The sequence below is a fragment of the Streptosporangium carneum genome, from assembly GCF_027922005.1.
Taxonomy (GTDB): domain Bacteria; phylum Actinomycetota; class Actinomycetes; order Streptosporangiales; family Streptosporangiaceae; genus Streptosporangium; species Streptosporangium carneum.
The window spans coordinates 533,018-545,418 of sequence record NZ_BSEV01000001.1; the positions used below are offsets into that span (position 1 = coordinate 533,018).

General features: G+C 69.2%; 11 protein-coding genes and 1 tRNA gene. 4 read left to right on the forward strand and 8 right to left on the reverse strand.

From position 1 onward, the window contains the following. Window positions 1-31: 31 nt before the first annotated feature. Window positions 32-568 (forward strand): peptidylprolyl isomerase, encoded by a 537-nt coding sequence (locus tag PKF00_RS02530; RefSeq protein ID WP_271215676.1) that lies wholly within the window; start codon window positions 32-34, stop codon window positions 566-568. Between the two features lie 139 nt (window positions 569-707). Further along, entirely contained in the window at window positions 708-1,583 is an 876-nt protein-coding gene (locus PKF00_RS02535; protein WP_271215677.1) for a rhomboid family intramembrane serine protease, read from the forward strand. Between the two features lie 49 nt (window positions 1,584-1,632). On the opposite strand, the gene PKF00_RS02540 is transcribed toward PKF00_RS02535, so the two are convergent. After that, window positions 1,633-1,878, reverse strand: coding sequence for a cell division protein CrgA (locus PKF00_RS02540; RefSeq protein WP_271215678.1), 246 nt, complete (start codon window positions 1,876-1,878; stop codon window positions 1,633-1,635). Between the two features lie 303 nt (window positions 1,879-2,181). On the opposite strand from PKF00_RS02540, the gene PKF00_RS02545 reads away from it, so the two are divergent. Continuing rightward, complete coding sequence (locus tag PKF00_RS02545) at window positions 2,182-2,754, forward strand: anthranilate synthase component II (RefSeq protein WP_271215679.1); 573 nt, start codon at window positions 2,182-2,184, stop codon at window positions 2,752-2,754. A 268-nt stretch (window positions 2,755-3,022) separates the two neighbouring features. Here PKF00_RS02545 and pknB read toward each other — a convergent pair whose 3' ends face one another. The 7 genes from pknB to PKF00_RS02580 form a co-directional block, all read right to left on the reverse strand. Then, a complete protein-coding gene (gene pknB, locus PKF00_RS02550; protein ID WP_271215680.1) occupies window positions 3,023-4,891 on the reverse strand; it encodes a Stk1 family PASTA domain-containing Ser/Thr kinase in 1,869 nt (622 codons plus the stop codon). An 82-nt stretch (window positions 4,892-4,973) separates the two neighbouring features. After that, the gene (locus PKF00_RS02555) at window positions 4,974-6,410 is read right to left on the reverse strand and encodes a protein kinase domain-containing protein (protein WP_271215681.1); all 1,437 of its coding nucleotides are present in this window, start codon (window positions 6,408-6,410) and stop codon (window positions 4,974-4,976) included. Next, the gene (locus PKF00_RS02560) at window positions 6,407-7,864 is read right to left on the reverse strand and encodes a peptidoglycan D,D-transpeptidase FtsI family protein (RefSeq protein WP_271215682.1); all 1,458 of its coding nucleotides are present in this window, start codon (window positions 7,862-7,864) and stop codon (window positions 6,407-6,409) included. Before PKF00_RS02560 ends, PKF00_RS02555 begins: the two co-directional genes overlap by 4 nt. Next, complete coding sequence (locus PKF00_RS02565; RefSeq protein WP_271215683.1) at window positions 7,861-9,237, reverse strand: FtsW/RodA/SpoVE family cell cycle protein; 1,377 nt, start codon at window positions 9,235-9,237, stop codon at window positions 7,861-7,863. Before PKF00_RS02565 ends, PKF00_RS02560 begins: the two co-directional genes overlap by 4 nt. 4 nt (window positions 9,238-9,241) lie before the next feature. After that, entirely contained in the window at window positions 9,242-10,555 is a 1,314-nt protein-coding gene (locus PKF00_RS02570; protein ID WP_271215684.1) for a Stp1/IreP family PP2C-type Ser/Thr phosphatase, read from the reverse strand. Next, window positions 10,552-11,019, reverse strand: coding sequence for an FHA domain-containing protein FhaB/FipA (locus PKF00_RS02575; protein ID WP_271215685.1), 468 nt, complete (start codon window positions 11,017-11,019; stop codon window positions 10,552-10,554). Before PKF00_RS02575 ends, PKF00_RS02570 begins: the two co-directional genes overlap by 4 nt. 17 nt (window positions 11,020-11,036) lie before the next feature. After that, entirely contained in the window at window positions 11,037-11,777 is a 741-nt protein-coding gene (locus tag PKF00_RS02580) for an FHA domain-containing protein (protein ID WP_271215686.1), read from the reverse strand. Between the two features lie 156 nt (window positions 11,778-11,933). On the opposite strand from PKF00_RS02580, the gene PKF00_RS02585 reads away from it, so the two are divergent. Then, a tRNA-Leu gene (locus PKF00_RS02585) sits at window positions 11,934-12,016 on the forward strand. The last annotated feature ends 385 nt before the right edge of the window (window positions 12,017-12,401 follow it).

Genomic DNA, 12,401 nt, shown 5'->3' on the forward strand with positions numbered 1-12,401 from the left:
TTAGCCAACGACATGAAGGGGGAGCCCGATCGTGGCTGAGAAGTTGATAGCGAACCTGAACACCAATCGCGGCACCGTGAAGATCCAGCTTTTCCCGGACCACGCGCCCAAGACCGTGCGCAACTTCGTCGAGCTGGCAGAGGGCACCCGCGAGTGGGTGCACCCGGAGACCGGCCAGAAGACCAACGCCAAGCTCTACGACGGCACGATTTTCCACCGGGTCATCGACAACTTCATGATTCAGGGCGGCGACCCGCTGGGCCAGGGCATCGGTGGCCCGGGTTACAAGTTCGACGACGAGATCCACCCGGATCTGTACTTCAACCGCCCCTACCTGTTCGCCATGGCCAACGCCGGCATCCAGGGGGGCCGGGGCACCAACGGCTCGCAGTTCTTCATCACCGTGGTTCCCACGCCGCACCTCAACGGCAAGCACACCATCTTCGGTGAGGTCGTCGAGGGGCAGGACGTCGTCGACGCCATCGTCAAGACCGAGACCGACGCCCGCGACCGTCCCACCGACCCCGTCGTCCTGGAGTCGGTCACCGTCGAGCGCGTCCAGGGCTGAGCGATCCGGGCGGTGGACTCCCCTCGCGGAGGCCACCGCCCGGAGATCGCGGGCTCGTTCGCTGGTGCGTGTGCTCGGGATCATGCATAGGCTGGCAGTCTGTGGATAACAGCACGGTCGAAGGGGCCAGCGACACGCCATGACCACCCAGCCACCCAGCGAGTCCGAAACCGCTGCCGTTCCCACGTGTTACCGGCATCCGGGTCGTGAGACCTACGTGCGCTGCCAGCGCTGTGAGCGGCCCATCTGTCCCGACTGCATGCGCGACGCCGCCGTCGGCTTCCAGTGTCCCGAGTGCGTGAGCCAGGGCAACAAGACGGTACGGCAGGCGCAGTCGGTCTTCGGCGGCAGGGCGGTCGCCACGCCCAGGGTCACCTGGACGCTGCTCGTCGTCAACGTCCTGGCCTATGTCGCGGAGACCCTCAGCACCAACCGGGTGCTGGCCGACTTCGCCATGGACTCGGGTTCCGTCGCCTACGGCGAGTGGTGGCGTCTGATCACCGGCGCTTTCCTGCACGCGCCGCTGAGCGGCGGCGCGTGGGCGATCACCCACATCGTGTTCAACATGTGGGCGCTGTACGCCATCGGCCCCGAGCTGGAGCGGCGTCTGGGCTCCGTGCGCTTCCTGGCGCTCTACCTGCTGTCCGCGCTCGGCGGATCGGTCGCGGTCTACCTGTTCGGCATCGCGGCGGTCGGCGCCTCCGGCGCGATCTACGGCATGTTCGGCGCGCTGTTCGTGGTCGCCAGAAGGCTGGGATACGACGCCCGCGGCGTGCTCTGGCTGATCGGCATCAACGCGGTGCTCACCTTCACCTTTCCCGGCATCAGCTGGCAGGGGCACCTCGGCGGCCTGATCACCGGCGCCGTGGTCGGCGGCATCCTCGCCTACGCGCCCGCGAAGAACCGCAACGCCTTCCAGTGGGGAGGCTGCGCGCTGGTGCTGGTGGCGCTCGTCGCGGTGGTCCTGCTGCTGCCGCCGTACGTCTACCAGATGCAGTTCGGTCTTTCCGGCTGATCCACACCCTGATGCTTCCCCAGGGTGTGGATAAACACTGTGGAAAAAACTAACGCCAGCGAGTGGACAGCACCACGCCGAAGATGATGAAAACGAACCCGATCAGCAGGTTCCAGTTGTGCAGGGCGCCGAGCCCGGGTGCGTTGGGCGCGACGTAGTAGACGGCGATCCACAGGATCCCGATGATCCAGGAGGCCACCATGACCGGCGCCAGCCAGCGCGGGCTCATCTTGACCTGCTGGGAGGTCTGCGGCGGCGTGTAGACCGCCTTCTTGCGAGTCTTGGACTTGGGCACTGGGTTCTCCTGCGTCAACCCTGCGCGGTCGGATCGTGCGCAGGCCGTGTCAACTAGCGTAATCGCTGGTGGCGAAGACCCGAGTAAGAATAGTCGGCGCACCCATGACATGGCGATCCCATAGAGGGCCATAACCACGCAAACCTTGATTCAACGGTGTGATTCTCGCTGTTACCCGGTGATTCCTCGTGGTTGTGGCGCTCGTCGCGGGGTGCCCGCCGGGCCGGCAGCGGCCGTAGTCTGGTGTGTCGTGTTCTCCTGGATCGAACCCCGCGCCCTCCTCGACCGCTCCGCCGTGGGCCGATGACCCGCGTCCTGGTCGTGGACAACCATGACAGCTTCGTCCACACCATCGTCCAGTACCTCCGCATGCTCGGCGCGACCTGCGACGTGCGCCCGCGGGACCACGTGGTGCCCGAGGACGCGGCGGGCTTCGACGGGGTCCTGATCAGTCCGGGCCCCGGCGCCCCCGAGGACGCCGGGGTGAGCGTCCCGCTCGTCGGCTACTGCGAGGCGCACGCGCTACCGCTGCTCGGCGTCTGCCTCGGCCACCAGGCCATCGCGATCGCCCACGGGGCCACCGTCGCGCGGGCCCCCGAGCTGATGCACGGCCGCACCAGCCTGATCACCCACGACGGGCGCGGCGTCTTCGCCGGACTGCCGTCCCCGGTGACCATGACGCGCTACCACTCGCTGGCCGTCGTGCCCGAGACGATCCCCGAGATCCTCGAGGTCACCGCGACCACCGACGACGGCGTGGTCATGGGGTTGCGCCACCGCGCCGCGCCCGTCGAGGGGGTGCAGTTCCATCCCGAGTCGGTGATCTCCGAACACGGCCACCTGCTGCTCGGAAACTGGCTCGCGAGGACCGTGTAACGCCCCAGCCGCCTTGAACGACTAACCAGTGAGCCCTTCCGCCATCGCCCCCGAGTGGCGGAAGGGCTCTTTTCCGTCCCGGGGAGAAACCGTCGTCCATCGGGGAGACTCCCGGCGCGAAAGGCCCCGCGCACCAGCGGCCCGTACGGCGGGAGCCCGGCACGCAGGGCCCAGAACGCGAAGGACCCCCGCCGTGCGGCGGGGGTCCTCCCACGTCCTCGAAGGAGCGCGGAGTCCGCGATCCCGGCCCCTGCTGGGCCGCTGGGGGTCAGTTCAGGTTGCCCTCGTCGTCCGGCGGGGTGTCGAAGATGGGACCGTCGTCGGTCTCCGTCGGCTCCGGGTCCGGCTGCTGGGTCTCCGTCGGCAACTGCTCCTCCGGATACGAGGGCTGCTCGGTCGGCTCAGGGGCCTTCCCGCTGGAGACGACCAGCGTGATCGTGGTGCCCGGGTTGAGCTTGGCGCCCGCCTCGGGAGCCTGGCTGAGAACGGTGCCCTCGGGCAGGTCGCTCTCCTGCTTGACCACCTTGACCTTGAAGCCCGCTCCCTTGAGCGTCGAGGTGGCGTCGCCGACCGTGAGGTTGACCACGCCGGGAAGCTCGACGGCCTCCTTGGGGATGTAGATCCGGACCGTGCTCTCCTTGGCGGCCTTCTTGCCCGCCTCGGGGTCGGTCTGGAAGACCTTGCCCTGCGGAAGGCTGGAGATCTTGGACTGCACGCTCACCTCGAAGCCCTTGGCCTCGAGCGCGGCCGTCGCCTCCTCCACGGTCATGTTGAGCACGTCGGGAACCGCGATCTTCTCCGCGCCCTTGGAGACCTTGAGCGTGACCACGCTGTTCGGGGCGACCTCGGTGTCCGCGGGGGGATCGGTGTCGATGACCGTGTCCTTCGGCAGCTTGTCGTCGAACACCTCCTCGACCTTGGCCTGCAGCTTGAGGTCGCTCAACGCCTTCTTCGCCGAGGCGAGGGTCTGGGTGGCCAGCGCGGGGATCTTCACCTTGCCCTCGCCGGCGTTGTCGCTCGGCGAGCTCAGGAACATGTAGCCCACGCCGATGAAGGCGCCGATGATCAGCAGCGGCACCAGGATCCACGCCGCCGTCTTGACCGCGGTGTTGTCGCCGCCGCCCTGCTGGCGGCGACGGCCGCGCTCGCCCCTGCCGCCCTCCTGCGTGCCGTACTCGTAGGCGGGGACGGCGGTGGTGCGCTGGGTGGCCGGGCCGGGAGCGGGAGGCTGCTGCTGCATGGTGCGGGTGGCCGCGCCGTAGTTGTTGGCCAGGGCCATCGTCTGGGCGTCCATCGGGATGCCCGACATCGCCCGCTGGATGTCGGCCCGCATCTCCGCCGCGCCCTGGTAGCGGTGCGCCGGGTCCTTGGCCATCGACTTCAGCACGATGGCGTCGGCCCACTTGGGGATGTCGGGGTCGATCTGCGACGGCGGGATCGGGTCCTCGCGCACGTGCTGGTAGGCGATCGCCACGGGGGAGTCGCCGGTGAACGGCGGCTGCCCGGTCAGCAGCTCGTACAGCACGCAGCCGGTGGAGTAGATGTCGCTGCGGGCGTCGACCCGCTCGCCCCTGGCCTGCTCGGGAGAGAGGTACTGGGCGGTGCCGATGACCTGCGCGGTCTGCGTCATGGTCGCGGCCGAGTCGGCCATCGCGCGGGCGATGCCGAAGTCCATGACCTTGACGTCGCCGTTGCGGGTGATCATGATGTTCGCCGGCTTGATGTCCCGGTGGACGATGCCGCCGCGGTGGCTGTAGTCCAGCGCCCGCAGGATCCCGTCGACGAGTTCGGCCGCGCGCTCGGGCAGCAGTCGCCGGTCGGTGCGCAGCAGGTCGCGCAGCGTGCGGCCGTCGACGTACTCCATCACGATGTACGGCACCGGAGCGCCGTCCGTCACGTCCTCGCCGGTGTCGTAGACCGCGACGATGGACGGGTGGTTCAGTGACGCGGCGGACTGCGCCTCCCGGCGGAAACGGGCCTGGAAGATGTGGTCCCTTGCCAGGTCCGCGCGGAGGGTTTTGATGGCGACGATCCGATCCAGCCGGATGTCTCGTGCGCGATAGACCTCGGCCATGCCGCCACGCCCGACGACGCCGTCAAGCTCGTAGCGATCGCCGAGGCGTCGGGGCTGAGTCATTTCCTGCACTGTCCCTTACCGTTCATCTTGGGTGCCGCTGACCTCTTGGGCCACCGGTGTCCATCATCGACCCGTTGCCGCATCACGTCTCCCCGTTCGGCTGGTTTGTGTCGCCGGGTGTGGGGCTGCTGCTCGGTGTGGGGCTCGGTGTCGCCGGCGGGGTGGTGGGTGTTGGGGTCGGGGTGGTCGGACTGGGGCTGGGCGATGGTGACTTCGTCGGCCGGACACTGGGCGTGGCCGATGTGCTTACCGTAGCCGAAGGCGTGGGCGTAGGTCTGAGCGACTTCGTCGGGAAGACCGGCGGTCTGGACGTCACAGGCTTGGTCCTGCTCGGCCTGGCCGAGGGGGTCCTGGTGACCGAGGGTGTCGGGACGGCGGGCTCGGTGGGGCCGCTGTCGCCTGGCCGTTCGGTCAGGTCCCGGACCACCAGGGTGCCCAGTCCCAGAGCCGCGGCGCATCCCGCGGCCGCGGCGACGATCACCGTTGTCCGTCGCAGTCCCCGGCGGCGTGCGGGGGGCCGCGCGGCGCCAGAAGAGGGCGGCCCCGCGGGGACGGTCCCCGGCGGCGGCGGGCCCTCGGGAGCGGTCGCCGGGGTGGGCTCCCCGGGGGCGGCCAGGGCGGGGGCCACCTCTCTCGGCCACTCGCCCGCGGGCTCCGCCCGCCAGCCCGCCGGATCGGTGAGCATGGCCAGGTCGGTGTGCTCCGCGGCGGCCATCGACCCGCGCAGGGCGTGCGCCCGTTCGGCCAGCAGCCCCGCGTCGGGGGGACGGAGCGCGGGGTCCTTCGACAGGCAGGACATGACCAGGTCGCGCACCGGGAGCGGCACACCGGGCGGCAGCGGCGGCGGGTTGTCGTTGATGTGCATGAGCGCGATCGCCACCTGCGTCTCGGCCCTGAACGGCGGCCTGCCCGCCAGGCACTCGTAGGCCACCACGCCCAGGGAGTAGATGTCGGTCGCGAAGGTGAGCCGCGCCCCCGAGGCCTGTTCGGGGCTGAGGTACTGCGCGGTGCCGAGCACGGTGCCCGTCTGGGTCACCGGCGCGGCCTCCAGGGCCCTGGCGATGCCGAAGTCTGTGATCTTGATCACGCCGGTTCCGGTGACGAGCAGGTTGCCCGGCTTGATGTCGCGGTGGATGATCCCCGCACTGTGGGCGGCCCGCAGGCCTCTGGCGGTCTGGTGGACCACGTCGAGGGTGACCTCGGGGCCGAGGGCGCCGTCGCGCGCCAGGATGCTCGCCAACGACTCGCCGGGCACCAGCTCCATGACGAGGTAGGCGACGTCGTCGGCCTCGCCGTAGTCGAAGACCTGGGCGATCGCCGGGTCGGCCAGCCTCGCCGCGATCCTGGCCTCCATCCTGAAGCGGTCGCGGAAGGCCGGGTCCGCGGCCACGTGTCTGCGAAGCAGCTTGACCGCGACCTCGCGGCCGAGCAGCTCGTCCTTCGCCCGCCAGACCTCGCCCATGCCGCCCGTCGCGATCCGCCCGAGCGGGCGGTATCGGCCTCCGAGCAGGGCGGTCATCTGCCCAGCACCGCTTCCATCACGCTCTTGGCGATGGGTGCGGCGGTGTGACCGCCGGAGGCGTCGTCACCGGCGCTGCCGGACTCGACGATGAGCGCCAGAGCGACCTTGGGATCCTCCGCGGGCGCGAAGGAGATGAACCACGCGTGCGGGGCCTTGCCCTGCGAGGTCTCCGCCGTGCCGGTCTTGCCCGCGACACTCACCCCGTCGATCTTCGCGGCGCTCGCGGTTCCGTTGTTGACGACGCTGACCATCATCTCCCTGAGCTTGCCCGCGGTCTCCTCGCTCACCGCGGTGGACAGCTCCTCCGGGTCGGCCGAGTCGATCTCGCTGCCCTCGGCGTCGGCGACCCTGTTGACGAGGTACGGCTTCATGACCACGCCGTTGTTGGCGATGCCCGCCGCGACCATGGCCATCTGCAGCGGCGTCATCTGGTTGCTGCGCTGGCCGATCGACGTCTGGGCGAGCGCGGCCTGGTCCTCCTCGGGGCCGATCCCGCTGCCCGCGACCGCGAGCGGGATCTCCAGCGGCTCGCCGCCGATGCCGAACTTCTCGGCCTGCTCCTTCAGGGCGTCGTAGCCCAGGCTCATCGCGATCTTGGCGAACGGCGTGTTGCACGAGCGCTCCAGCGCGAACGTCAGCGTCACGCGCCCTGAACCGCACGCCGCGCCGCCGGAGTTGGGCAGGTCGGCGGTGGTGTTGGGCAGGTCGAGCCGCTGCGGGGCGTCCACCTCGGTCTGCGGGCCCACGGTGTCGTCGCTCTCGAGGTAGGCGGCCAGGGTGACCACCTTGAACGTCGAGCCCGGCGGGTAGGTGCGCTCGATCGCCCGGTCGAGCAGCGGCTGGTTGTCGTCCTTCGCGAGCTTGTCGTAGGCCGTGTTGACGGTGGCCTTGTCGGGCTTGGACAGCGGGTTGGGGTCGTAGGTGGGGATCGAGACCATGGCGAGGATCGCCCCGGTCTTCGGCTCGATCGCGACCAGCGCGCCCTTCTTGCCGCTGGCGCCCAGCGCCTTGTAGGCGGCCTCCTGCGCCTTGGGGTTGATCGTCAGGTCGACGTTCGCGCCCTTCGACGTCTTGGCGGTGAGCAGGTCGATGCCGCGCCGGATCAGCAGGTCGGCGTCGCTCCCGTCGAGCAGGCTGTTCTTCGACGCCTCCATGTCGCGCGCGCTCTCCGGCGCGAAGAACCCGGTGACGGGCGCGTAGACCTTGCCCTCGGGGTAGCGCCGCTGGAAGCGGTACTTGTTGCTGCCGGTGTCCACCGACTCGGCAAGCACCTTGTTGCCCGCGGTGATGCGGCCGCGCTCGATCTCGTAGCGGGCGTAGAAGTTGCGGGTGTTGCGCGAGTCTTCGCGCAACCCCTGGGCCCGCACGACCTGCAGGTAGTTCACGTTGAGCATGAGCAGGCCGAACATCAGCAGGCAGACGAGGGCCGCGCGCTTGAGGGGACCGTTCATCGCTGGAACACCTGCGTCATTCCTTCGTCCTGGATGGCCTGGGGCGGCGGCTTCCTGGCCGCGTCTGACATGCGTACCAGCAGCGCGATAAGGATCCAGTTAGCCAGCAGCGCCGAACCGCCCTGTGACATGAACGGTGTGACCAGGCCGGTCAGCGGGATCAGGTTGGTGACGCCGCCCACGATGATGAAGACCTGCCAGGCGAGGATGAACGACAGGCCGCCCGCCAGCAGCTTGGAGAACGGGTCGCGGGCCGCGATGGAGGTGCGCAGGCCGCGCTCGACGATCAGGGCGTAGATCATCAGCAGGGCCATCAGCCCGGTCAGGCCGAGCTCCTCGCCGGTGGCGGGGAAGATGAAGTCGGAGAAGGCCAGCGGGATCTGCTCGGGGTGGCCCTGGCCGAGGCCGGTGCCGATCACGCCGCCCTGCCCCATGCCGAAAAGGCCCTGCAGGAGCTGGAAGCTGCCGCCGACCTTGTCGTAGAGGGCGGGGTCCTCGGGGTTGAGGTAGACCGTGAAGCGGTCCTGCACGTGGCTGAACAGCATTCCGGCGAGGATCGCGCCGCCCACGAAGAGCAGGATGCCGATCAGCACCCACGAGGTGCGCTGGGTGGCGATGTAGAGCATCGCGATGAACGTGCCGAAGATCAGCAGGGAGGAGCCGAGGTCCTTCTGCAGGACCAGCACGCCCAGGCTGAAGCCCCAGGTGATGAGGACCGGGCCGAGGTCGCGGGCGCGGGGCAGGTCGATGAACAGCAGCCGCCGCCCCGCCAGGGCCAGCACGTCGCGCTTGGCGACGAGGTATCCGGCGAAGAAGACGACGAGCGCGAGCTTGGCGAACTCGGCGGGCTGGAGCGTCGCGCCGCCGACCCCGATCCAGATCCGGGCTCCGTTGATCTCCTTGCCGAGGAACGGGATCAGCGGCGAGACCAGCAGGAGCAGGCCGACCGCGCCCGCGGTGTAGGTCAGCCGCTGGAGCGCGCGATGGTCGCGCAGCACGATCAGCGTCACGGAGAACAGGACGACCCCGACTCCGGTCCACACGAGCTGGTTGGTCGCGGAGGCTCCGCCCATCTTCGCGGCCTCGAGGCGGTAGATCATCACCAGGCCGAGGCCGTTGACCAGCGTCACCAGGGGGAGGATCAGCGGGTCCGCCCAGGGGGCGAACTTCGCCAGCACGAGGTAGGCGGCCAGCATGAACCCGCCCAGGCCGAGACCGTAGGTGAGCATGCCTGAGGGGATCTGCTTGTCGATCGCCAGCCCCACGTTGGCGTACGCGCCCATGATGATCACGACCGCGAAGGCGAGCATGGCCAGCTGGGCCACTCGCCGTTTGGCGGGCAGGAGAACGGGCTCGACGCTTGGGGTGCTCATGTCTCTACTTTGTGGGTTCCGTGGTGGGAGTGCCGCTCGGCGGAGGGGATTGCTTGTCTTTTTCGTCGGGTTTCTGGGAGGGCGTGGGCTTCTGCGGGGAGGCCGCGGTGGAGGTCTTCAGCTCGGCGATCTTCTTCAGCCCGGCGTCGACGCCGTCGACGGGGATGCCGTTGCGGACCAGCCCCTGCTGGAACGCGCCGAGGGCCGAGACCGACTCGGTGGTGCTCCGGGCGACGTCGAAGAGCTCGAAGGGGCCGAGATTGGTTTTCACACCCTGGAAAACCACTATCTCGTCACCTTTCGCCCCCACGAAGTACTGATCATCGAGCCACTGGTTCCCGAAATACCAGCCTAGGCCGCCGCCGACGAGGACGACGCCTCCCACGGAGGCCAGAAGCGGCCACAGCCGGCGGCGCTTGGCCGGCCGCCCCGTGGCCCTGGCGACCGGCTCCTCGGGGTCGTCGTCCGTGAAGACGGGCTGCGGCATGGTGACCGCGCTCGCGCGGCCCGCGGGGGTGTCCGGCGGCTGGGACCGCTGCCTGGTCGACCCCGCCGCGCCGACCACGGCGGCCTCGGCGGGCGGGGAGGTCCCCTCGTCCACCTCCAGCACGTCGGCGAGCACGCAGGTGATGTTGTCGGGCCCGCCTCCCCGGTTGGCCAGGTCGATGAGCGCGCGGACCACCGTCTCCGGGTCGTCGATCGTGGAGAGCGTCTGGTGCAGCGTCTCCGCGGTCACGACCCCGGACAGCCCGTCGGAGCACAACAGGTAGCGGTCGCCGATCTGGGCCTCGCGCAGGGACAGGTCGGGCTCGACCTCGCCGCTGCCGTCGAGCGCCCGGAGCAGGATCGACCGCTGCGGGTGGGTGGCGGCCTCCTCCTGTGTGATCCGGCCGTCGTCGACGAGCGACTGCACCAGGGTGTGGTCGTGGGTGATCTGGTAGAGCTCACCCGACCGCAGCAGGTAGGCGCGGGAGTCGCCGACGTGGACCAGCGCGACTCTCGTCCCCGACCACAGCATGGCGGTCAGGGTCGTGCCCATGCCCTTGAGGCTGGGGTCGCGGCCCACCATCTGGTGCAGCCTGCGGTTGGCGTCGCGGACCGCGGCCTCGATGGCGCTGAGCAGGTCGGCGCCCTGGGTGTCCTCGTCGAGGGAGGACATGGCGGCGATGGCGACCGAGCTGGCCACCTCGCCGTGTGCGTGACCGCCCATGCCGTCCGCGACGGCGAGCAGTCGGCCGCTTGCGTACGCCGAGTCCTCGTTGCCTTCGCGGAGGAGGCCGACGTCGGAGCGGGCGGCGTAACGGAGTGCGATGGTCATTTGCGCAATTCGATGACGGTCTTGCCGATGCGGATCGGAACACCGAGCGGCACCGGAGTCGGACGGGTGACTTTAGAGCGGTCGAGGTATGTTCCGTTGGTAGAACCGAGATCTTCCACGATCCACTGACCGTCCTGGGGAAAGAGCCGGGCGTGCCGGCTCGACGCGTAGTCGTCGCTGACCACCAACGTGGCGTCGTTCGCCCTGCCGATGGTGATGGGCGTCTCCGAGAGAGTGATTGTGGTGCCCTGGAGGGGCCCGCCGGTGACGACCATCTGCCGTGGCTCCCCCTTCTTGGATTTCGCGGGCGGCTTGACGGCCTTCGGCGCCTTGCGCGCGGGGACGGCCGCGGTGGTGCGTGACCCGAACAAGTCTGTCCGGATCACGCCGACCGCGGCAATCACGAAGAACCACAGCACCGCTAGGAACGCGAGGCGGATCAGTAGCAGCGTGAGGTCGGACATGGACCGTCTGTTTACCTTTAATCGCGCCGGAAAACCAGAGTCGTCCGCCCCAACGTCACGCGAGTGCCGTTCTGGAGCTCGACCCGGCGAACCGGCTGGCCGTTGACGAAGGTGCCGTTCGTGGAGCCCAGGTCGACGAGCACGACCTGCGGGCCCTCCACACGCAGCTCGGCGTGGTGCCGGGACACTCCCGGGTCGACCAGCCGCAGATCACAGTCGGTGCCCCTGCCGAGCAACGTCACCGGTGTGGTCAGGTCGTAGGAACGCTGCCCCTGCGGGTCGTCCTGGGTCGAGACCAGCAGGCGGGGGCGGCCGCCGAAGGCGTGCGGCCTGGCGGCGGGCACGTCGCTGACCGGCTGGCGGATCTCGTCCTGCTCGACCGTCGCCCCGCGGATCACCCCGGAGCGGATGCGGAACAGGCCGACCGCCAGGTCGTCCGCGGTCTCGAAGCGCACGCGCACCGGCCCCACGAAGGAGTAGCCCTGTTCCTTGGCGTACTCCCTGGCGAGGTTGGCCAGTTCGTGGCTGATGCTGTCGGCGTAGACCTCCAGGCGCTCGCTGTCGGTCGTCGACAGCTCGACCACGAAGTCGTTCGGCACGAGCGTGCGTCCCTGGGCGACGATCGCCGCCCGCTCGTCCATCTCCCGCTGAACCGCGCTGGCCACCTCGACCGGTTGAAGGTCGGATTTGAACGCCCGCGCAAAGGCCCCCTCAACCAGACCTTCGAGCCTCCGCTCGAAGCGCTGAAGGACTCCCACCGGGTCCCTCCCTTCTTCCGTCTATGTAGGTCACGGCCGCTTGGGGCTTCTTCCTCGCTCTCTCGCACCCAGCTACTCCGCTCCGCGTCTAGGAGGATCGTATCCGGGTTCGTGGGCATCGGCTGATCCGTGCTAATGTTTCAACGCACCCAACAAGGGCGGGTGGCGGAACGGCAGACGCGCACGGTTCAGGTCCGTGTGTCCGAAAGGACGTGAGGGTTCAAATCCCTCCTCGCCCACTCACATTAGACCCCGGTCTCGCGTAAGCGGATCGGGGTCTTTTCTTCGTATCGGAAACGGCGCGCTCATCGGACCATCCGTCGTTCCGGCGGGGGGTGGGTCGATCATCGATCAAGGTAGTCGTTCGCTCCGTCGTAGAGAAGTCCCGGCCGCCGCGCGTTCCTCTCCGGCTTCCGATCCGGCGCGGGCGGTCCGTACGTTTTAGCCGTCTGCCCTTGCCGATCACTTTCGAACCGCTTACAGAGGGCGGCGGCCGTGAGTGATTACGCTGACAGAGAAAACGGGCCGGGGAAGATTCTTTCCCCGGCCCGTTTCACTCCGGTCGCCGAGCGCCGTGCCCCGTGTCGCGTGTGAGGCCGGTGGGAGAGCCCTCCCAGCGGGCCC

Excerpts from the sequence above, each read along its gene's own strand:
- PKF00_RS02570 (WP_271215684.1), bottom strand. The coding sequence starts at position 10,555 with ATGACCATCGCACTCCGTTACGCCGCCCGCTCCGACGTCGGCCTCCTC.
- PKF00_RS02555 (WP_271215681.1), bottom strand. The coding sequence starts at position 6,410 with ATGACCGCCCTGCTCGGAGGCCGATACCGCCCGCTCGGGCGGATCGCG.
- PKF00_RS02545 (WP_271215679.1), top strand. The coding sequence starts at position 2,182 with ATGACCCGCGTCCTGGTCGTGGACAACCATGACAGCTTCGTCCACACC.
- pknB (WP_271215680.1), bottom strand. The coding sequence starts at position 4,891 with ATGACTCAGCCCCGACGCCTCGGCGATCGCTACGAGCTTGACGGCGTC.
- PKF00_RS02535 (WP_271215677.1), top strand. The coding sequence starts at position 708 with ATGACCACCCAGCCACCCAGCGAGTCCGAAACCGCTGCCGTTCCCACG.
- PKF00_RS02560 (WP_271215682.1), bottom strand. The coding sequence starts at position 7,864 with ATGAACGGTCCCCTCAAGCGCGCGGCCCTCGTCTGCCTGCTGATGTTC.
- PKF00_RS02575 (WP_271215685.1), bottom strand. The coding sequence starts at position 11,019 with ATGTCCGACCTCACGCTGCTACTGATCCGCCTCGCGTTCCTAGCGGTG.
- PKF00_RS02565 (WP_271215683.1), bottom strand. The coding sequence starts at position 9,237 with ATGAGCACCCCAAGCGTCGAGCCCGTTCTCCTGCCCGCCAAACGGCGA.